Below are 20710 nucleotides of genomic sequence, written 5' to 3' on the forward strand. Positions count from 1 at the left end.
CGCGCCAGCTGAGGAAGACCTTCGTCGGAGCTGACCGATGGAGGTTTTTCTGTGCCCGCAATGTCAACCGAATCGCCCATGCTCGGGCACCTGACCTACGCACAGTCCCTGCACGCCGGCGCGGCGACCGAGTCGGCCGCGGCGACCGAGGCGATCGACACCATCTGCACGCCAACGCTGTGGCTGGTCACACTCGCAACGATCCTGGGCCTGATCGCGCTCGACCTGGTTCTCACGCGGCGTCCGCACGAGGTGACGATGCGCGAGGCGATCCGCTGGTCCGCCTTCTACATCGCCCTCCCGCTGGCCTTCGGTGCCTACGTGTGGTGGCAGCACGGCTCCGAGCGCGGCGTGGAGTACCTGACCGGCTACCTCGTGGAGAAGTCGCTCAGCGTCGACAACCTCTTCGTGTTCATGCTCCTGCTGGCGGCCTTCGCCGTTCCCCACGCGCTCCAGCAGCGCGTCCTCATGTACGGGATCGTCGGCGCGCTCGCTCTTCGGGGGGTCTTCATCGCGCTGGGTGCGGTCGCGCTCGAGCGCTTCGACTGGACGTTCCTGGTCTTCAGCCTCATCCTCGTGGTCACGGCGGTGAAGATCCTCAAGGACGCGATGGCCGGCCCGAACCACAACGTGGACGTGGACACCCTCCGAAGCGTGCGCCTGGTTCGACGCTTCGTGCCGGTCACCACGGAGTACGACGGACCGCGGATGCTCGGACGGGTGAACGGCCGTCGTGCCCTCACGCCGTTGGCACTGGCCGTCGTGGCGGTGCTGGCGGTCGACATCGTGTTCGCCGTGGACTCCGTGCCCGCGGTGTACGGGATCACCGGTGACCCCTACCTGGTGTTCGTCACCAACGCGTTCGCCCTCCTGGGGCTGCGAGCGTTGTATTTCGTACTCCAGGGGGCACTGACCAAGTTGGTGCACCTCAACTACGGGCTTGCGGTGATCCTGGCCTTCATCGGTGTCAAGCTGGGCTTGCACTGGGCGCATCTGCAATGGCCGTCGGTCCCGGAGGTCCCGACCCTGCTCTCTCTCGGCGTGATCGTCGCCGTCCTCGCGGTGACCACGCTCACCAGCCAGATCTCGGCTCGAGGTCGCGACGCCAGGGCCAACGCTCAGGAGGTAGCCGGCGAAGCCGGGCCGTCGCGAGCCGAACGGGAGGAGCACGCTCAGTCCGGAGATCGGTGACGCGCGGATGCGCCGAGCCCGGGCAGGTGGTCGACCGTCGAACGCCACGCGGGTGAGCTGGGGTCGATGAGCGCGAAGTGGTCCCCCGCGGTCTCGACCAGGGTCGCGTGGTCGCCTGCGGCGGTCGCCGCGCGGACATAGCGCCGGCTCTGCTCGATCGGGACGACGAGATCGGCACGGCCGTGCACGCAGCAGACCGGCACCCCGATCGGCACCCGCTCCGTCGGTGACGCCACCGCGTAGCGACGCGGCTGGGACGTCGGCGTCCCGCCGAGCAGCCGCTGGACACTCGATCCACCTACCCCCTCGCGGGCGGCCGCTTCGAGGTCGAGCACACCCGCCAGGGAGATCGCCGCGTCCACCCGCACCCGCGGCCTCGCCCCGGGAGCGCCGGCGGGTAACCGGTGCCGGCCCGCGGCCCAGACCGCGAGGTGGCCACCCGCGGAGTGTCCGACCAGCACGATGGGCCGGCGCGGCGATCCTCCCGTACGTGCTGGAAGGTCCAGGAGGTGGTCGATCCCGGCCGCGACGTCGGTGAAGGTGGCCGGCCAGCCGCCGCCGTCGCCGATCCGCCGGTACTCCAGGTTCCACACCGTCCAGCCGCGACCCACCAGGTCGGTGGCAAGACCTGCCATCAGGTCGAGGCCGTACTCAGCACTCCAGAATCCACCGTGCAACAGGACCACAGTGCCGAGGGTCCGACGCTGTCCAGGCAGGTGCAACTCGCCGAACTGCGCCGGCGCCGGACCGTAGGAGTAGCGCCGCGTCCGCGGATGCCGAGTCGCAGTCGCAGTCGCAGTCGCGGTCGCACTCGCAGTCGCCGACGGAGCACGACCACGACCACGACCGGCGTCAAGCTCGGGTTTGCAGCCTGCGAGAACGGACCCGGCCGCTGCACCCGCGGCCGCGAGGAGCACATCTCTTCGTCCCACCCGCCGCCCGACGTCCTTCGGCCGGGGCTTGGCGAGCCGCGGTGACCAGTCGCGGAGGAGCCTCATGTCTTCCACTCAGCTCAGGGAAAGCCGAGCGATGACGGGCGTGGTGGGCTGTCGAGAGCCGCCACGGGGTTCGACGGTCAGGCCGAACCCGTCCGTGCCTGTCAACGGCAACTTGACGACTCGGGAGAGTTGGGTGAGACTTGGGACGTCGAGGATGCCGGCCGACCGCGCCGTCCCGTTGTCCAACAGCCACATCTGGTACGTACGTCCCTTCGGCAGCGGCGGAAGCTGGTCGACGATGACCAGGGTCTCGGCCTGGCGGCGGGAGAACACCAGCGTGACACGCCCGCCGCCTGAGACGGTGCCGTGGATGCTACGCGCGTCCGGCGCCGCGACGATGGACGTCAGCTGTTCTCGCTGGGCCGCGCCGCGCTGCAGTTGGTAAATCTGAACGCCGGTGACCCCGGCGGCGACGACCAGCACCAGAGCCGCGGCGGCGGCGACCAGCCGGCGCCCCATCCGGCCGCGGTGAGACGGCATTCGGGAAACGACCGGTGCGAGCTGGCGGGTCCGGCCCACCTGCTCGATCACCCGTTCCCTGATTCGCGCCGGAGGAGGAGTCGCAACCGCGTGGGCGAGCCGGACGGCAGTCTCCCGGAACTCGTCGAGCTCGGACCGGCAGGCACGGCACTTCCGCAGGTGTGCCTCGAAGGTCTCCCATTCGTCGGCGGGTACGGCGTCCAGTGCGTAGGCACCAACCAGGGTGTGCACATCGATGGCGTTCATCGCGCTGCTCCGCTCGTGACACCGAGGCAGTCCCGCAGTCTGATCAGTCCGTCGCGCATCCGCGTCTTGACGGTGGCCACGTTCGCACCCAGAATCTCGGCGACCTCCCGATAGGTGTAACCGGCGTAGTAGGCCAGATCCACCGCCTCGCGCTGAAGCTGCGTCAGCGATCCCAGGCACCGGCGGACCTGCTCGCGTTCCAGCCGCACCTCCACCTGGTCCGACACCACGTCGAAGGGCGGCGTCTGCTCCGAGATCGCCGAGGCACGCTCCCGCTCCGTGGCCCGCTGCGCCGAGCGCACCCGGTCCACCGCACGCCGATGCGCCATCGTCACCGCGTAGGCCGTGGCGGAGCCCCGAGTCGGATCGAACCGGGTGGCGGTTCGCCACACTTCCACGAACACCTCCTGTGTGACCTCCTCAGCCTGCGCCGGATCCCGCACGATCCTGAGGACCAGGCCGAACACCTGGGGTACGAGGTTTCCGTACAGTTGTTCGAAGGCCCGTTCGTCACCGTGGCCCGCACGCACCAGAAGGTCCTCCAGGGAGTCCGGTGGACCCTCCGCCGCACCAAGCCGCCCCGCCCGCTCCGACATCCTGTCCATCCCCCGACCGTCAAACCGCACTTGACGACTCGTCGACCGGCACTCGAGCTGACGTGACGCGAGGTCCGTCGCCGACGGTGCGGGGTCGAGTGAGGGTTCGAAGGACGGCGGTGGCGGCCAGTAGCACAGTGAGGGATTCGGCAGCCAGCGCGGTGATTCCCAACGGGTCCGCCCAGTCACCGATGTCGTCCCCGATCTGAGGAAGACCCACGGTTCGCGACAGTAGGTACGCGGCAACAGCCAGGAGGCAGGTGAATCCAGCCATCGCCCAGATCAGCAGGTTGTCGCGCAGCACCAGGCCGCCGGCCAGGACCAGACATGCGGCGGCGAGTGCGATGAACAGGCAACCGACGTAGGGGGCTTCTTCCAGGTGAGGACCGACGAGGGGCACGTGCACCACGGCCGTTGTGACGAGCCCCAGCGCCGCGGGCCACCGCAACGCCGTGCGGAAGGGTACGAGGGCGGTGCCTTGGGCACGGGCCGCACGGTGCGCAGACGATGTGTTGATCATGCTGACACTTCCACGACGTCAGTGGTGGATGGATGGACCGGGCAGGAGTTTGGCGTACGCGACGACGTTGTCGAGGTAGCGGTTGTTCTCCCCGTCGAAGACTCCCCCGCAGGTGATCAGCCGTAGGGCGGCATGGTCGGTGGTTCCGTAGACGGCCTGGGTGGGGAAGTCCTTCTTGGCGTACTGCGCGACCCTGGTGATCTCGAAGACCGCGGTGCTGCCGTCGCGGCGGGACACCTTCACCTTGTCACCGGGTTTCGCCGCGCCCAGCTTGAAGAAGACGTCCGGTCTGCGGTTCCAGGTGACGTGCGCCGCGATGACGGCGGGCCCGAGCTCACCTGGTGTGGGGCCGTGTACGTACCACCCGGCCTTGCCGGGCCCGGGCGGTACCTGCATGGTTCCGTCGCTGTTCAGCCCGAGCCGGATGATCGCGCTGCTGACGTGCAGGGCGGGGATGTTGATCCGGACCGGCGCCGAGGCGTCCAAGATCGGCCCGGTGGGACGCTCGTAGCTGTCACCCGAGCGCGCTCGCGTACTCGGCGGCTGCCCCGCCTTGCGGCTCGGTCCCGACCTGTGGCTCGGCCCCGCCTCGTGGGTCGGTTGCGCTGTGCGGGTTGGTGCCGGCTCGTGGATGCCAGCCGCACGCGCGGGCGCCGGCGGTGCCGGTTCCTGCCTCCACCAGGCGTACCCCAGCAGGGCCACACCCACCAGCGCGAGAACGACGGCGACGGCCAGCGCCCCCCGGCGCTGGCCGCCGCCTGCCTGTCGCCGTTCAACCATCGGTGTCCGACCCACGCCTCAGCGGGTGGTGGCTGCCACGCGGCGACGATAGGCCAGCGCCCCACCAGCGCCGGCCAGCGCGGCCACACCCAGACCGATCGCGCCCAGAGCCTCCGGCCCCTGGGTGGACCCGTTCCCGGTCTCCACCCCGCCGGTGGGCATCGCCCCCGCGGCCGCACCGGACACGGTGCCGCAGGTGGCCGGGTTGGTGGCCTCCTCCGGGATCCCGCTCACGCCCAGGGACTTGGCGAACGTGGACTCCCCGAGCGCCTGCATGTCGTACTTTCCGTTGCCGTTGGCGTCGAGCCCGTGCTGGACGATGTGCAGGTTCCTCAGCTTCTCACCGGCACCGGCCGGCAGCTGGATGGTCCGCTTGTAGTGCAGGTTGCCCTGAGCGTCGGCCATCGGCATCCGGTCCACCGCCAGCCCACTCTTGGGGCTGGTGTCGCCCTTCGTGGTCAGCGACAGGATCACGTCGCCGTACATCGGCAGGCCCTCTTCGACGTCGACCTGCCCGTCGCCGTTCTTGTCCGCGCTGTGCGTCGGGCAGGTGAAGTTCTTGTTGTCGGTGAACGAACCGTGGAAGTGCTGGGCGTGCGGTGAGTTCGGGGTGAACCCGGTGCCGTCGATGTCCACTGTCAGGGCATCACCCTTCAGCCAGATCGTCGCCTCGGCCTTCGAACCACTCTTGTTGCCCATCGTGTCGGTCAGCTTCATGTGGAACGTCCGGTCCGACGAGTGCTCGTGCAGCGAGGCAGCCGAAGCCGCGGAAGCGCCGAACAACGCCAACGTCAACGCCGCCGGCACCGTCGCAAGCACCTTGGTGGTGGATCGCATCTGGGGTCCTAACTGTCTGTCGTACTTCGGCCCGGCCGTCCTTTTCACCGGGTAGCGGGTACGACCCGCTCGCCACGTACTTCGGAACCGTCCGCGATGTGGTTTGGTCCAGCCGCCCAGCAATCCGGACGGCCCTCGCCGACGAATACGACATGTCCGCCGGCGGCAGCGACGCCGCAGCAGGGCGCCGGCGGTCGGCGAGAAGGTGACTGATGGCAGATGTCGGGGGAGATCCAGACGGTGGCCGGTACGTCGCTTCGGCGGCGGACCCGGATCCCGGTCGGCTGTTCGCGGGTCGTTACCGGGTGGGGTCGCGGATCGGTAGCGGTGGGATGGCGCTCGTCTACCGGGCGTACGACACCTGGCTGCATCGCACGGTGGCGCTGAAGGTGCCCGCCTGCGGTCCGCCCGGTGACCCCGCGTTCGTTCGCCGTTTCCGGCGGGAAGCACGGGCCGTCGCGAGCTTGTCCCATCCGAACGTGGTGACCGTCCACGACTGCGCGCAGTGGGCCGGCCGTCCCTACCTGACGATGGAGTTCGTCGACGGTCCTACTCTGCGGGACCTGCTCGCCGACGGCGCCCCGATGGAGCCGGACCACGCGCTGGCGCTGACCGAACAGGTGCTGCGGGGGCTGGCGGCCGCGCACGAGGTCGGGCTGGTGCACCGGGACGTGAAGCCCGCCAACGTGTTGATCTGCACGGACGGTACGGTCAAGGTCGCCGACTTCGGCCTGGCCCGGTCGGCGTCCGCGTCGAGCGCGGACTCCAGGGGCATCCACGTGGGGACCGCCTACTACCTCGCGCCCGAGCAGATCATCGTCGGCACCGTGGACGCGCGTGCAGACGTCTACGCGGTCGGGATCATGCTGTACGAGATGCTCACCGGAGCAAGGCCGTTCCAGGACGGCTCGACGGTTCAGATCGCCTACAGCCATGCGCACCAGGACGTTCCCCTGCCGTCCTGGACGGTGCCGTCCCTCCCCGCCGAGCTGGACACGCTCGTCGGATGGGCGACGAACCGCGACCGAGAGTTCCGCCCCGCCGACGCCCAGGTGCTGCTCGACCAGGTGACGTACGTGCGGAGTTCGATGGCCTGGTCGGAGGATGTCCGCGACGCGGCCCGGGTCGACGCGGCCCGGGTCGACGCGATGGACCCGGCACCACGACGAGCCGGGACAGGCGGGCCCGCACGCCACCGCCGTCTCGGCGTGGCACTCGCCCTCCTGGCAGTGGCGGTCGCGGTGGCGGCGGTGACCGCGGCCGTCGTCTGGAGGCTCTCCGGGGCCGGGCCAGTCGCGAACGTGCCGGAGGCGGTCGGCACCCCGCAGAACGAATCGAACCGGCTCGAGACGACCGAGCCGACCGAGCCGGCGAGGACGGCCGGGCCACCGGCGGCGATCGCCCCGCCAGAACCCACCCGCGCCGCTACCGAACCCGGGACGGCAGCCGTACCGGACGTGCGAAGGCTCGGGACCGACGAGGCCAGGATGACCCTCTCCGACGCCGGTTTCGAGGTCGAGGTCCGCAAGAACCGGCCCTACGTCGGCGGGAACATCGTCGTCCGCCAGTCCCCTGCCGCCGGTCGTTCGGCCAAGCCCGGCTCGAAGGTGGTCATCATCATCGCCTGACGTCGACGGCGCGGTGCGTCCGAGAGCGACTGATGAGGGACGTACGGTTGACGAACTCTGCCCGCGGTGTTTTACACACACGGGTAGCTCACGCAGGCTGCCTCGTGTGCACCGAGCGAAGCCGCGATCAACTGCGCCGTCCACACCATCGGTCCCGGTGCGGAGGTGCTCACTGTGCAAGGGATGCACAGCGGTTCCGGGCCATGGCAGCACATGTACCTGACCGGATCCGGCCGACGGAACAGTCGTGCGAGTACGGACTGGAGGCCCCTAGCGTGCCCGGCATGGACGAATTCGCGGCCCTGCAGGCCTGGAAGAGCGTCGTCGGTTCCGCTCGGGTCGAGCCGATGGACAGGGTCAGCAACCAGATCTGGAAGGTCACCGGCGAGGACGGCCGGGAGTGGGTGCTCAAACATCTGCCGGAATGGCCACCCGGAGTCGGCCCGGTCGAGGAGTACCGCGTGCTGTGTCACCTGCAGGCGGGCGGGCTGCCCGTGGCAGCACCTGTCGTCACCGACGACGGGCTGATCGCCCACAACGCCGACAACCTCCGCACCGATCCGCACGAGAAGCAGCCCACCGGCCCCCACGCGTACGCGCTCATGCCCCTGCTCCCCAACGACCTTGCACGGAACGAGTCTCCGGGGCTTGCGTACACGATCGGGCGTGGCATCGGCCGGCTGGACCGGATGCTCGCCGAGTGCCCATGGCAGGTGACGTCGTTCACCGACGACCCCGCGCCGGACACCTTCGGCGACGACTACGCCAAGCTGCCGGCGGAGCTGCGTGACCTGATCGATCCCCTGCGAGACCAGCTCTGGGCCGCGCTCACCGACCTGCCCACCCAGCTCACCCACGGCGACTGCAACGTCGGCAACATCCTCGTCCACGACGGCGAGGTCACCGGATACATCGACCTCGACCACCTGCCGTACGGCCCGCGGGTCCGTGACCTCAGCCTGTACCTCGCCAGTCGCCTCCGGGACCAGGTCACCGACGGCGACCCCGATGCCATGGCAGCCGTCCTTCGGCACTACGTCGCCGGCTACCACTCGATCCACCCGTTGACCGAACACGAACAAGCCGCCGTCGTACCGCTGTTGCTCACGACCCTGGTCGGCGGCGCCGGCTGGTGCCTCAACGGCTGGGTACCTGACCCCTCCGGTTACCAACGAAACCTGCGAGCCATTCGATGGATCACCACGCGATACGACCACCTGGCCGACGCGCCTACCTCACGATGAGTCTTCCGTTCAGTTGACCGGCAGGACCGCTCCTGCTGGGATGAGCCGGCCAGGAGTCCAGAGGGAGGGAACGCCGAGATGGTTCGTCCAGCGTCGGGCACCACAGACGAGAAGGAGACCCTGCACGCACATCTGGAGACCGCGCGGCAGGCACTGCTGTGGAAGCTCGACGGCCTCGGCGAAGTCGATCGACGGCGACCGTTGACACGTTCGGGCACGAACCTGCTCGGACTCGTCAAGCATCTCATCGGCGTGGAGTACAACTACCTGGGCGAGACCTTCGGCAGAACGCCCGACGTACGGCTCCCGTGGGTGGAGGACGGCAGCTATCTCGAGAACGGGGACATGTGGGTCAGATCCCACGAGTCCACCGACTACATCGTCGGCCTGTACCGCCAGGTCTGCCAACTCCGACCGCACCATCAACGAACTCGACCTCGACGCCATGGGCGCTGAACCGTACCCCGGTGGTCAGACGAAGTCCCTGCGAGACCGGATCACCGGGCTGATCCTCGACACCGCACGTCATGCCGGTCACGCGGACATCGTGCGCGAGCTCATCGACGGAGCGACCGGTCACGCTCCGGGCGACACCGGGATCCACGCATCCGACGACAACTGGTGGCAGGGCTACGTCGCCAGCGTCGACGCCGCTGCCCGAGCAGCCCAGGACCAAGCACAGCCGGCGCAGTAAGGCGTGGATGCCGGTACGTTCTGACCACCCGCGGGTGCGTTCGCCGATGGCCCGGTGCGGCCAAGGCGGGACTTTAGGTCTTGCCCGAAACCTCGTCCATGTCTATCTTCGGGCTCCAAGACGCGACAGAACCCGAGGTGCTTCCATGAGCGGTTTCGGCGAACCTGTGCCCCCTTCGCGAGCTGGTCTCCGGCCCAGCCGCCGCGACGTCCTGCGCTACGGCATGCTGCTCGGCTCGGCTGCGACGCTGCCTCCCCTCGTCCCGAACCTGGCCGCCGCGGCCACGCCCGCGACCGCCCCGATGGTGGCGCCGACGGCCGCTCTGGCCGACGTACCGACCAAGACCAAGCCGACGGTCTACACCGACGGGATGGTGGCGGCGGCCCGCCGCAACGTCGAGCAGTACGACTGGGCGAGACAGGCTCGTGCCGCCGCCGTCGCGAAAGCCGATCCCCTTCTCGCCAAGGGCGACGACTGGCTCTGGAAGCTGGTCACCGGCCAGGGTGTGCCCCGCAGCTACGCCGTGAACCAGGACCTTGGCTCCCCCATCACCGGCAAGGACATCTACCGGTTCGGCAACTACCCGTGGATCGCCGACCCGATCAAGCAGCCGTGGAAGCTGATCGACCCGTCGGTGCCGGAGAATTCCGGGCAGCCGCGGATCTACCCGACCAACGACTTCGGCGCGTTCTACGCGAGCGGTCTGGACGAGCACGGCAACTTCGACCGTGCTCGGGCCGACCGCAGCCTGCTCGTCAACGAGTTGTACCCGGAGAAAGGCCCGACCTGGGGTGTCGACGACGGCTTCGGCTGGGTCGACGAGCACGGTGCCAAGTGGACGTTCGTCCCGTACTACAACCACTGGCTGGTCTGGTACAGCGCGACCGCGCTCTATGCCGACGCGGCCTCCATCTACAACGGACTGCCCGCGCTGCGCGACGCGTTCCTCACCACCGGCGACGTCAAGTACGCCCACGCCGGGCTGATCCTGCTCGACCGGGTCGCCGACGTGTACCCCTCGATGGACACCACCCCGTACAAGCGGTCCGACGGCTACCTTCACTCCGACGGCCTGAGCGGCCGGGGAAAGGTGGTCGGCTGCATCTGGGAGACCGGGCTCTCCCAGATGATCTGCGACGCCTACGACGCGTTCTTCCCGGCGATCGCGAACACCGACGAGGCCGACGTGGTGCCCTTCCTGTCGGACAAGGCCAGGCAGTACGGCCTTGCACCGAAGGACTCCGCGGCCGCGATCCGCGTGAACATCGAGAACGGCATCCTGCGGCAGGTCTACCCGAACGTCCAGGCCGGCAAGATCCGCGGCAACTTCGGCATGCACCAGCGGTCGGTGACGCTCGCAGGCGTCGTACTCGACTCGCCGTCGGAGACGAAGGAGTGGATCGACTTCGTCTTCAGGACGGGCAGCCTGGGTCCCCCGCCCGAGTACCGCGTGTCGGGCGGCGACGTCTACCGCACCCTCGTGGACGTCGTGGACCGCGACGGCATGGGCAACGAGGCATCGCCGGGATACAACCGGCTGTGGATCGGCCACATGCGTGGCATCGCCGACGTCCTCGACGGGTACGCCGGCTATCCCGCGGCGGATCTGTACGAGCACCCGAAGTTCCGGAAGATGTTCCAGGGCATGCATCCGCTGGTGATGCTGGGCGCCTACGTCCCGCAGATCGGCGACACCGGCTCGACCGGCATGCCCGGCCTGTTCGGCTCCCCCAACGAGTTCTTCTACTTCTTCGAGAAGTTCGGCCTGCCGGAGTACGCCCAGATGGCGTACCTGATGAACGGCAACAGCACCGACAACCTCTACGGCAGCCTCTTCAGCCCGGACGTCCCCGGTGTCCAGCAACGGATCCGCGACGTCATCGCCAACCAGGGCACGTGGCAGCCGCCGAGTGAGAACCTCACCGGTTACGGCATCGCCATGCTGCGCGACGGGACCGCACAGAAGGCACGCGACCTATGGGTCTACTACGGCCGCACCTTCGGGCACGGACACCTCGACGCGCTCAACCTCGGCATGCACGGCTTCGGCGTGGACCTGTTGCCCGACCTCGGCTACCCGGAGTTCGCCGACGCCAGCATCCGTACGCAGGAATGGAACCAGAACACCGTCGCCCACAACACGGTGGTGGTCGACAAACGGCCGCAGGCCGAGCAGTGGGTGGGCACGCCACGCGGCTTCTCGGCCGGTGACCGCGTCCAGGTGTGCGACACCTCGGCGCCGGCGGCGTACACCCAGACCAGCACCTACCGCCGGCTCTCGGCGATGGTGAAGGTCGACGACACCGACTTCTACGCGGTGGACGTCTTCCGCGTCGTCGGCGGCACCGACCACCACTTCTCCTTCCATGCAGCGGAAGGCCCCGTGACGACCGACGGGCTCAGCCTCGTCGACCAGCCCACCGGCACCTACGCCGGCCCGAACGTACCGATGCCGTCCGACGACGCGCCCTACCGCAGCAACGCCAGCGGCTTCGACTGGCTGGACAACGTGTCCCGCGACACCAACCCCACCGGGGCGTTCAGCGTGGACTGGAAGGTCAAGGACACCTGGGGCGTGCACGACCCCGACCCGGACCTCCACCTGCGGCTCACCATGCTGTCCGACGTGGACGACGTGGCGATCTGCGACGGGACGCCGCCCCGCAACAAGCCGGGCAACCCGCCGAAGCTGCGCTACCTCCTCGCCCATCGGCAAGCACCTGCGGGACAGCAACTCGCCAGCCAGTTCGTCTCGCTCGTCGAGCCGTACGTCGACCGCCGGGTGGTGCGATCGGTCTCGGCACTGCCGGTGCGGGCCCTCGACGGCACGATCGCCCCGCACGAGGTGGCCGCGGTACGCGTCGAACTGGCCAACGGCCGCGTCGACCACATCGTCAACTCGCTGCGGACCGACGTGATGGTGAAGGTCGATCTCGGCAACCGTCAGCAGCTCGGGTTCCGCGGTTCGTTCGGGGTCTACTCCACCCGCGGCGGTGCGCCGGAGTACGCGTGGACGCACGGTGCGAGCTTCCTGGGACCGCTACCACAGATGCAGGGCCCGGCCGCCGCAACCGGCACGCTGCGGGACTTCACCCGCGACCTGTCGGTCAGCAACCAGCTCACCGTCAAGCTCGACGCGGGAGTCCCGGCCAACGTGAAGCTCGACGGCAGCTACGCCTACGTCACTGTGCCCCAGTCCACGTACGCAAGGATCGCGTACCCGTCCAGGACCCGGTCCACGGCGGGAGACTTCGGGGCACTGAGCCAGCAGATCACCGTGGACCAGGCGGCCTCACATCAGCTGTCGGTCAGGGTGAACGACGACTTCGCGGGAGGCACCGTCGGCTACCTCTTCCTGCAGGTGCTGATCGACGGCGCCGTCGTGGCCGAGCAGGACGTCGCCGGTGCTGGCCAGTGGCGAGAACTCACCGCCGACGTCACCGGGCAGCTGGCCGGCAAGAGCACTGCCGTACTCACGTTGCGCCTGCTCAGCAAGAAGGCGGTCAGCAACTTCGGTGTCGCCGCGATGTTCGACGACGTGGCGATCACGGGAACCACCATCGAGAACGCCGACTTCGAGGACACGTCCTCCCCCGCCTGGCGACCGGAGTCGAACTCGTCCAGTTTCGCCGTCAACCCGCGGGCCACCGCCGACACCAACGCGCGCAACGCCGTCTACCGCATCCACGGTGCGCGGTTCACCGACGACACCACGATGGTGCTCGACATCGGCGACATCACCACGATCCGGGGGTACGCCGACCCGGACGACTTCGGCAAGGGCTTCCGCTACGACGTGGCTGCCGGCGCCAAGATCGGCATTCCGTTCACCCGCGAGTGGCAGTCGTGACTGTCAACCTTCAGTTGGCGGGTCGGTGCGCCCGCGACCACCTTCGAGGAACCCGCGGCGACATCAGCGACGAGCTCCGCTGCTCGATGCCGCCCCAGGCCGCCGCGACGAGGCGCGTCCAGACCCACCAGTAGGCGAGCCCCAACGCGAGGGAGCCGGCGAACGCCGCGGCCGGGTGTCCCCACAGCAGTTCGAGTGCCTGCCAGTGAATGACGTAGATGTACAGCGAGGCTGCCGCGAGCACCTGGACGATCGGGACCAGAACGGCCGGCACCCGGGTCACCGGCCGCCAGAGCATGAGCAGAACGAACGCGATCGTGAGGCCGTCCCGCGCCGGGTTGAAGGAGAAGGTGCCGATCATCGCGATCACGAGCACGGTCATGAGGCGCTTCTGGGCCGGCGTCGCCACCCGCGCCAGGGCCCAGCCGAGGAGGAAGAGGTACAGCACGACCGGTGCCGAGCCCTGCATGCGGGGAATCGGCAGCGGCAGAATCGGCAGCCGGAAGAGCACGAACGCGGCGACGGTCAGCGCGAGCGGCAGGCCGAAGGGGTGGCGCCGGTCCAGGTCGGCGACCCGGCTTGAGGCGTTGACGGCGGCGACCACGACAAGCGCGACGATCATCGCCTCGACGAACCAGAACCGCCACGGCGGACCGAGGTGCTGTTCCCCGAAGATCCAGTTGGCCAGGAAGAGGTTGCGCGTCTCGTAGTAGCCACCGAGCAGGTGCGCGCCGACGATGACGACGAGGCTGGGCACGGCGATGCGTACCGCCGCGCCGACGACTCGGCGAGCCCGGGCCCGACGTCCCGGGTCGGCCAGTTGGAAGCGCGCGACCTGGTACCCGGCGATGACGAGCAGGGCGTTGGCCGTGCCCTGGAGCGAGAAGACGTCGGCGTGGGTGCCGACGATGAGGACGATCGCCAGGGCGCGCAGCCAGACACTGGTCTCCATCGTGCGCCACGTCGTACGCCTCGTCGTACGCCACCTTGTACGCCACGTCGTGCGCGCGGCGAGGCCGGCCGGTCCGCGCCGCCGGCCCCTGTCCGCCGGCCGCAGCAGCTCCAGGTCGCGCACGGGAGTCACGTGCCAGTTCGGCGGGAGGTGTCCGAGCAGTTCTTCGAGCCGGATCGACACCTCCACGTAGGAGAGCGAGTCGCCTCCCAGGGAGACGAAGGTCGCCTCGTCCCCGACGTCCCGCTGGAGCAGCCGGCCGTAGAGATTGGCCACCGCGCGCCCGTCCGTCCCCTCGGAGAGCGCGGAGGCCTCACCTGCCGGGGCCGGGCAGGCCAGCGCGAGGAGGGCCGGGTAGTCGGGCTTGCCCGACGCGAGCAGCGGCTGGTCCCCGACGAGGACGACCCGCAGGGACTCACGGGGTACGCCGCTCGCACGGATCGCCGTGCGCCGCAGCGACTCTCGGGCAGGTGCCGCGGCGACGTCGCACGCGACGACGACCAGGCCGTCACGTCCGGTGGTACGTACGTCGTGGCCCTCCGAGCGGAGGCGGCTTTCGAGGGCGTCGAGGTCGATGCGGTGCCCGAGCACCTTGACGAAGCGCGCGCGCCGGCCGAGGACGCGGACGAGCCCCTCGCCGGTCAGCTCCCCGAGGTCGCCGGTACGCAGTTCGTCGACGGTACGGCCGCGTGCGAGGTCGGCGGGCTCCTCCGCGTAGCCGAGCATGACGTTGGGCCCGCGGAAGACGATCTCGCCGTCCACCACGCCGACCGTCGCGCCCGGTACGGGGAGGCCGACGGTGTCGGGGTGCTCGGCGGCGAGGTCGGGCGGAAGGCAGGTCATCCGCGCGGTCGCCTCGGACTGGCCGTACATGACGAAGAGATCCCAGCCGCGCTCTCGCCCGAGCTGGGCGAACCGCCGGACGCGCTCGGGCTCCATCCGGCCACCGGCCTGGGTGACGTACCGCAGCCCCGGCAGGTCCCGATCGGCGAAGCCGCTGCGCTCGAGGAGTTCGAACGTGTGCGGAACGCCGGGGAAGGTCGTGGCCCCGGCCGCACGGAAGAGCTGCCAGAAGCAGTCGTCGACGACGGACAGGTCGGTGAGCAGCAGGCTCGCGCCCACGGCGAGGTGGGTGTGCAGGACCGACAGGCCGTAACAGTACGTGATCGGCAGGGTGAGCGCCGCGCAGTCGTCGGGGCGTACGGCGAGAGCAGAGGTGATCTGCGCGGCGTTGGCGGCCAGGTTGTCGGCGGACAGGCGTACGAGCTTGGCCGACCCCGTGGACCCGCTCGTGCTGAGCAGGAGCGCGAGGTCGGGGTGCAACTCGTGAGCGGACCGCTGCCGGACGATCTCGACCCCGCCGGCCGGGTCCAGCACGACGTCGGGGCGGTAGGCCTCACGCAGCCGGGCGGCGGGGTCGCCGGGCGCGACCAGCAGGACGACGTGACCGGCGGCCTGAGCCGCGAGGTAGCCGGCAACGGTGTCCACCGTGGAACGTCCCTCGACCTGCACGAGACGTCGCGGGCCGTCGAGGCGCTCGGCGAGATCGTCGACCCGGCGGGCGAGGTCCGCGTATGTGACGGTGCCCTCGGCAGTGCCCTCGGTGGCGCCCGAGGTGTGCAGCGCCGGGCGAGTCCCGTGGCCCGCGAGCCGGGAAACCCAGGGCAGCGTCGGTGACGGGGCCAGAGGTACGGCGCTCGCGGTCACGCGAGGTAGTAAATAGGTAAGCCAACCCTAAATCAAATCCCGGGGCCGAGTGCGGCCACCTCGGGTGGGCTCGGCTAACCTCGCTTCAGCCAGGTTAGCCTTTCCTGGGCTTGCCACTGGAGTCGAGACCACCTACCCGTGACCGGTTGTTCGCCCGGGCCGCGCCGCCCAACGTTCGAGCCACCAGGAGTTTCCTCGTGACGCGCCGCCGCACCATGATCCTCGCCGTCGCCGCCGCCGTGGTGGCCGCGACCACCCTCGGCCTGTCGGCATGCAGCAGGAGCCTCGAGGCCACCGGGGATCTCGACAAGTCGAAGTTGACGATCTACAGCGCCCAGCACGAGAACCTCACCGAGGAGTGGGGACGCGAGTTCCAGGACAAGACCGGGATCCAGGTCCAGATCCGCTACGGCGACGACTCCTCGATGGGCGCGCAGATCGTCCAGGAGGGTGCCGGCTCGCCGGCCGACGTCTTCCTCACCGAGAACTCCCCCGCCATGACGACGGTCCAGAACGCCGGCCTGCTCGCGCCCGTCGACGCCGCCACCCTTGCCCAGGTCGGCGACCGGTACCACCCGTCGTCGAAGAACTGGGTCGGCATCGCGGCCCGCTCGACCGTCCTCGTCTACAACCCGAGCAAGATCTCGCAGGCGCAGCTGCCGAAGTCCCTGATGGACCTCGCCAAGCCGGAGTACGCAGGCAAGTGGGGTGCGGCCGCGGGCGGCGCCGACTTCCAGGCGATCATCTCCGCCATGCTCGCCACCGAGGGTGAGGCGAAGACCTCCGCGTGGCTCGCCGGCCTGAAGTCGGGCGCGAAGATCTACCAGAACAACATCGCGACGATGAAGGCCGTCAACGCCGGCCAGTCCGCGATGGGCGTCATCTACCACTACTACTGGTACCGCGACCAGGCCCTCGACAAGGAGAGCAGCGGCAACACCAAGCTGCACTACTTCAAGCACGAGGACCCGGGTGCGTTCGTCAGCCTCTCCGGTGGCGCCGTCCTCAAGAGCAGCAAGCACGCGGCCGACGCGCAGAAGTTCCTCAGGTTCATCACCAGCAAGGAGGGCCAGAAGGCGCTCGGCACGACCGACTCCAAGGAGTACGCCGTCGGCAAGGGCGCCCCGTCAGACCCGAAGCTCCCGCCGCTCGACTCGCTCCAGGCCCCGAAGGTCGACCCGTTCAAGCTCAACGGGCCCAAGGTCATCGACCTCATGACGAAGGCCGGGATCCTCTAGGTGACGACCACGCAGACGCGTACGGCGCCGACCGCGGCCGGCCCGCCTCCGGGCCGGCCCAGACGTCGGGCCGCCGGGGACTCCCTGCCGCTACGAGCGGCCGCGCTCGCCGTCGCGCTCGTGTGCGCGCTGCCCCTCGTCGTCGTCGTACTCAAGGCGTTCGAGTCCGGGGCAGGCGAGGCGTTCGCGCTCATCTGGCGCCCCAGGATCGGCGAACTCCTCGTCAACACCGTGTCGTTGCTCGTGCTGACCTGCGTCATCGCGACCGTGCTCGGCGTCGGCGCGGCGTGGCTGGTCGAGCGCACGTCGCTGCCGGGCACCGGCTTCTGGCGCATCGCGCTCGTGGCGCCGCTCGCCGTACCCTCCTTCGTCAACAGCTTCGCCTGGTCCGCGCTCGTACCAGGGTTCGAGGGCCTCGCCGGGGCGGTCATCGTGACCTCCCTGTCGTACTTCCCGTTCGTGTTCCTGCCGGTCGCGGCGCTCCTGCGCACCCTCGACCAGGGCCTCGAGGACGCCGCGCGGGCCCTCGGGCACGGACCGTGGCGCACCTTCGCCCGCGTCGGGCTCGCGCAGGTCCGCCCGGCCCTGCTCGGCGGCGTGCTACTCGTGGCGCTGCACCTGCTCGCCGAGTACGGCGCCCTGGAGATGCTCCGGTTCCCGACGTTCACCACGGCGATCCTCGACCAGTTCGAGGTGGCCTTCGACAGCCGCTCGGGCAGCGTCCTCGCCGTCGTCCTCATGGGCATCGCGGGTACGGTCCTCACGCTGGAGTTGCTCGCCCGTGGCCGGGTGCGGCACGCGCGCGTCGGATCGGGGACGGTCCGGCGGGCGACGCTGGGACGGCTAGGCCGCGCCACGCCGTTCGCTCTCCTCGGGCTGATCGTCCTCACCGCACTCGCCCTGGGAGTTCCGGCCTGGAGCCTCGGCAAGTGGCTCTCCCGGGCCGACCAGGCGACCGAGCCGGCCAACCTCGGCCCGACGTTGTGGTCGACCCTGAGCCTCGGCCTCGTCGCCGCGGCCGTCACGACCGTGGCGACGGTCCCGGCCGCGTGGCTCATCGCGCGGAGCCGGTCGTGGTTCGCGGTGGCTGTCGAGCGCGTCACCTACGTCGCGGCGTCGCTGCCGGGCGTCGTCGTGGCGCTCGCGCTCATCACGCTGACGATCGGTTTCGTACGCCCGCTGTACCAGACCACCACGGTCCTCGTGGTCGCGTACGCCATCCTCTTCCTCCCGCGCGCCATGGTCGCCACGCGCGCCGCCATCGCGGCGGTGCCACCCGAGCTCGCCGACGCCGCCCGCACGCTCGGCGACAGCCCCGTCCGCGCGTTCCTGCGCGTGCAGTTGCCGCTCATGCTGCGCGGCACGATGGCGGGGTTCGCGCTCGTCTTCATCGCCGTCACCACCGAGCTGACGGCAACGCTCCTGCTCGCCCCCACCGGCACCCACACCCTCGCGACGGCGTTCTGGCACGCGAGCGCCTCGCTCGACTACGCCGCCGCCGCGCCGTACGCCGCGGCGCTCGTCGTACTCTCGGCACCGCTGACCTACTTGCTGCTCCACGGTAGGAACGAGGAATCCCGCACGTGAGGACGCTCCAGCTCTCGGGAATCACCGCGTCGCACTCCGGCACGCCCGTACTCCACGGCATCGACCTCGAGGTTCGAGCCGGCAGTACGACGGCCGTGCTCGGCCCGTCCGGCTGCGGCAAGACGACGCTGCTGCGCGTCGTCGCCGGCTTCATGCGCCCCGACAGCGGCGAGGTTCGGGTCGGGGACGACGTCGTCGCCGGTCCCGGGGTGTGGGTGGCGCCGGAGAAGCGCGGCTTCGGCTACGTCGCGCAGGAGGGCAACCTCTTCCCGCACCTCGACGTCGCCGCCAACATCTCCTACGGGCTGCCGCGCCGGGAACGCCGCGCCAGGGCCCGGGTCGATGAGCTGCTCCAGCTCGTCGGCCTGTCCGGCGACCTCGCGCACCGCCGGCCCGACCAGCTCTCCGGCGGCCAGCAGCAGCGCGTCGCACTGGCTCGGGCCCTCGCGCGCCGGCCGCGGATCGTGCTGCTGGACGAGCCGTTCTCGGCCCTCGACCCCGAACTCCGGGTGGCGACCCGCGAGGCTGTCGCCGCCGCCCTCGCGCACGAGCGGGCCACCGTCGTGCTCGTGACCCACGACCGGGCCGAGGCACTGTCGTTCGCCGACCAGGTGGCGATCATGCACGAAGGCCGGCTGACGCAGGTCGGTGCGCCCGTCGACGTCTATCGAGCGCCGTCCGACCGCCGTTCGGCGGTGTCGCTCGGCGAAGCCTGCTTCCTGCCCGGCCAACTCCACAGCGGAGTCGTCACGTGTGCCCTCGGCGAACTGCCGGTACCTGACGCGTCGGGCTCGGGTCCCTGCGAGGTGCTCGTCCGGCCGGAGCAGCTACGCCTCGGCGATCCCGGCACCTCTCCACACGTCGTCGAGGTGACGCGTACGGTGTTCTACGGCCACGACGCCCTCGTCGAGCTCCGCCTCGACGACCCTCGCGGGGACTCCGTCGCGGTCAGCGCTCGCGTCCTGGGTGACGAGGCGCCGCCGGTCGGGTCGCGGGTCTCGGTGCGGGTCGTCGGTGCGCCGCACGTCGTCGCCCTCGACGCAGCGCCATCCTCGATGATCTCCCCGTAGGTGCGTCCGGCTCGCGACTGTCAGAGCTCGGCGACGTCGACGGTCCGTCCCGTCGCGGCACTTCGGCTGACCGCGTCGGTGAACTCCATGTAGCGGACACCGTCCTCGAAGGTCGTACGCGTGACCTCCTCGCGTCCCCGGATCGCGCCGATGAACTCCTCCTCCACCCGCCATCCGGTGCGTCGTTCGGCCGGTATTGCGACCTCGCTCAGCTCGTCGTCGCCTCGCCGTCCGGCGGTCAGCCGTCCGGAGTCCGGCTCGAAACGCACGGTGCCTTCGGAGCCGAAGATCCACAGCTCCGTCTGTGGGGCGAGTCCGGTGACGCTGCTGAACCGCAGGTGAGCGACGCCGCCACCGCCCAGCGTCGCGAGGATGTCCACATGGTCGGGCACCCTGACCTCGTGCCGGTTCCCGTGGTCGTCCCTGCGCAGCGGAACGGCTGTCGTCGTCATCGCCGTCACGCGCTTCGCAGTGCCGAGCCACCGCATCATCGCCTCGTACCAGATGCCCATGCTCAGAATGTTGTTGCCGCTGATGCCTGCGTCCTGCCGCCAGTGCAGGGGTGCGTTCCTGTCGACGAAGGACTGGCCCACGTGGACCTCGACGGCCAGGACGTCGCCGAGCTGCCCGCAGCCGACCATCGACGCCAGCGTGGAGTCGAACTCCAGGGTGAACGGCGACGGCACCAGCTGGGCGACGAGGTGCGGCGCCTCGCGTGAGGCGGCCAGCATCTCGCGACCCTCGTCGGCGTTCCTGGCCATCCGCGCCTCGCACAGGACGTGCTTGCCTGCCCGGAGCGCCGCCACCGTAACGTCGCGGTGCAGGTTGGGCCAGGTGCCGACACAGACGGCATCGACGTCGGGCGCCTCGACGACCCGATGCCAGTCGTCCTCCACCCGCTGTAGGCCGTACTCGTCGGCGATCCGAGCGCCGGACTCGCGCGTTCGGTTCGCCACCGCGACCAGTTCGACTCCCGGCAGGGCCTGGAAGTTCGGAATGTGACGGAGGCGGGTGTTGGCACCGGCACCGACGAAACCAACCCTGATCGGCGAATCAGCCATGCCCGGACGTTAGCAGCGTGGGACGCCAGCA

General features: G+C 69.8%; 15 protein-coding genes and 1 pseudogene. 8 read left to right on the forward strand and 8 right to left on the reverse strand.

Annotated elements, in window-relative coordinates; translation table 11 throughout:
* The first annotated feature begins 60 nt into the window (after positions 1–60).
* Complete coding sequence (locus tag F4554_RS19535) at positions 61–1191, forward strand: TerC family protein (RefSeq protein ID WP_238341356.1); 1131 nt, start codon at positions 61–63, stop codon at positions 1189–1191.
* Here F4554_RS19535 and F4554_RS32360 read toward each other — a convergent pair.
* From F4554_RS32360 to F4554_RS19565, 6 genes are read right to left on the reverse strand one after another with little or no spacing between them, the layout of a single operon-like run.
* The gene (locus F4554_RS32360; protein WP_179788906.1) at positions 1173–2189 is read right to left on the reverse strand and encodes an alpha/beta hydrolase family protein; all 1017 of its coding nucleotides are present in this window, start codon (positions 2187–2189) and stop codon (positions 1173–1175) included. The genes F4554_RS19535 and F4554_RS32360 overlap by 19 nt on opposite strands.
* Positions 2190–2198: 9 nt before the next feature.
* Positions 2199–2915 (reverse strand): anti-sigma factor, encoded by a 717-nt coding sequence (locus F4554_RS19545; RefSeq protein ID WP_179788907.1) that lies wholly within the window; start codon positions 2913–2915, stop codon positions 2199–2201.
* Positions 2912–3520, reverse strand: coding sequence for an ECF RNA polymerase sigma factor SigK (gene sigK, locus F4554_RS19550; protein WP_202889373.1), 609 nt, complete (start codon positions 3518–3520; stop codon positions 2912–2914). The genes F4554_RS19545 and sigK overlap by 4 nt, the downstream gene beginning before the upstream one ends.
* 10 nt (positions 3521–3530) lie before the next feature.
* Positions 3531–4031 carry a hypothetical protein gene (locus F4554_RS19555; RefSeq protein ID WP_179788908.1) on the reverse strand — a complete coding sequence of 167 codons (501 nt, stop codon included), beginning with the start codon at positions 4029–4031 and terminating at the stop codon, positions 3531–3533.
* 18 nt (positions 4032–4049) lie between these two features.
* Entirely contained in the window at positions 4050–4811 is a 762-nt protein-coding gene (locus F4554_RS19560; RefSeq protein WP_179788909.1) for a class F sortase, read from the reverse strand.
* 18 nt (positions 4812–4829) lie between these two features.
* Positions 4830–5648 (reverse strand): hypothetical protein, encoded by an 819-nt coding sequence (locus tag F4554_RS19565; RefSeq protein ID WP_179788910.1) that lies wholly within the window; start codon positions 5646–5648, stop codon positions 4830–4832.
* A 212-nt stretch (positions 5649–5860) separates the two neighbouring features.
* On the opposite strand from F4554_RS19565, the gene F4554_RS19570 reads away from it, so the two are divergent.
* The 4 genes and pseudogenes from F4554_RS19570 (at position 5861) to F4554_RS19585 (ending at position 13064) form a co-directional block, all read left to right on the forward strand.
* Positions 5861–7276 carry a protein kinase domain-containing protein gene (locus F4554_RS19570; protein ID WP_179788911.1) on the forward strand — a complete coding sequence of 472 codons (1416 nt, stop codon included), beginning with the start codon at positions 5861–5863 and terminating at the stop codon, positions 7274–7276.
* Between the two features lie 284 nt (positions 7277–7560).
* Positions 7561–8520, forward strand: a complete 960-nt coding sequence (locus F4554_RS19575; RefSeq protein ID WP_179788912.1) for a phosphotransferase enzyme family protein — start codon at positions 7561–7563, stop codon at positions 8518–8520.
* A gap of 78 nt (positions 8521–8598) precedes the next feature.
* Positions 8599–9214: pseudogene (locus F4554_RS19580) on the forward strand (mycothiol transferase).
* Between the two features lie 145 nt (positions 9215–9359).
* Entirely contained in the window at positions 9360–13064 is a 3705-nt protein-coding gene (locus F4554_RS19585) for a heparinase II/III domain-containing protein (protein WP_179788913.1), read from the forward strand.
* A 10-nt stretch (positions 13065–13074) separates the two neighbouring features.
* On the opposite strand, the gene F4554_RS19590 is transcribed toward F4554_RS19585, so the two are convergent.
* The gene (locus F4554_RS19590; protein WP_179788914.1) at positions 13075–15723 is read right to left on the reverse strand and encodes an AMP-binding protein; all 2649 of its coding nucleotides are present in this window, start codon (positions 15721–15723) and stop codon (positions 13075–13077) included.
* A gap of 197 nt (positions 15724–15920) precedes the next feature.
* On the opposite strand from F4554_RS19590, the gene F4554_RS19595 reads away from it, so the two are divergent.
* From F4554_RS19595 to F4554_RS33700, 3 genes are read left to right on the forward strand one after another with little or no spacing between them, the layout of a single operon-like run.
* A complete protein-coding gene (locus F4554_RS19595; RefSeq protein WP_337796111.1) occupies positions 15921–16961 on the forward strand; it encodes an iron ABC transporter substrate-binding protein in 1041 nt (346 codons plus the stop codon).
* Complete coding sequence (locus F4554_RS19600) at positions 16962–18548, forward strand: ABC transporter permease subunit (protein ID WP_179788915.1); 1587 nt, start codon at positions 16962–16964, stop codon at positions 18546–18548.
* Positions 18545–19618, forward strand: coding sequence for an ATP-binding cassette domain-containing protein (locus F4554_RS33700; RefSeq protein WP_179788916.1), 1074 nt, complete (start codon positions 18545–18547; stop codon positions 19616–19618). The genes F4554_RS19600 and F4554_RS33700 overlap by 4 nt, the downstream gene beginning before the upstream one ends.
* Before the next feature lie 20 nt (positions 19619–19638).
* Here F4554_RS33700 and F4554_RS19610 read toward each other — a convergent pair whose 3' ends face one another.
* Positions 19639–20679, reverse strand: coding sequence for a Gfo/Idh/MocA family protein (locus F4554_RS19610; RefSeq protein WP_179788917.1), 1041 nt, complete (start codon positions 20677–20679; stop codon positions 19639–19641).
* Positions 20680–20710: the final 31 nt, after the last annotated feature.

The sequence above is a fragment of the Actinopolymorpha rutila genome, from assembly GCF_013407855.1.
GTDB classification, from domain to species: domain Bacteria; phylum Actinomycetota; class Actinomycetes; order Propionibacteriales; family Actinopolymorphaceae; genus Actinopolymorpha; species Actinopolymorpha rutila.

Excerpts from the sequence above, each read along its gene's own strand:
- F4554_RS19535 (WP_238341356.1), top strand. The coding sequence starts at position 61 with ATGTCAACCGAATCGCCCATGCTCGGGCACCTGACCTACGCACAGTCC.
- F4554_RS32360 (WP_179788906.1), bottom strand. The coding sequence starts at position 2,189 with ATGAGGCTCCTCCGCGACTGGTCACCGCGGCTCGCCAAGCCCCGGCCG.
- F4554_RS19545 (WP_179788907.1), bottom strand. The coding sequence starts at position 2,915 with ATGAACGCCATCGATGTGCACACCCTGGTTGGTGCCTACGCACTGGAC.
- sigK (WP_202889373.1), bottom strand. The coding sequence starts at position 3,520 with ATGGACAGGATGTCGGAGCGGGCGGGGCGGCTTGGTGCGGCGGAGGGT.
- F4554_RS19555 (WP_179788908.1), bottom strand. The coding sequence starts at position 4,031 with ATGATCAACACATCGTCTGCGCACCGTGCGGCCCGTGCCCAAGGCACC.
- F4554_RS19560 (WP_179788909.1), bottom strand. The coding sequence starts at position 4,811 with ATGGTTGAACGGCGACAGGCAGGCGGCGGCCAGCGCCGGGGGGCGCTG.
- F4554_RS19565 (WP_179788910.1), bottom strand. The coding sequence starts at position 5,648 with ATGCGATCCACCACCAAGGTGCTTGCGACGGTGCCGGCGGCGTTGACG.
- F4554_RS19570 (WP_179788911.1), top strand. The coding sequence starts at position 5,861 with ATGGCAGATGTCGGGGGAGATCCAGACGGTGGCCGGTACGTCGCTTCG.
- F4554_RS19575 (WP_179788912.1), top strand. The coding sequence starts at position 7,561 with ATGGACGAATTCGCGGCCCTGCAGGCCTGGAAGAGCGTCGTCGGTTCC.
- F4554_RS19585 (WP_179788913.1), top strand. The coding sequence starts at position 9,360 with ATGAGCGGTTTCGGCGAACCTGTGCCCCCTTCGCGAGCTGGTCTCCGG.
- F4554_RS19610 (WP_179788917.1), bottom strand. The coding sequence starts at position 20,679 with ATGGCTGATTCGCCGATCAGGGTTGGTTTCGTCGGTGCCGGTGCCAAC.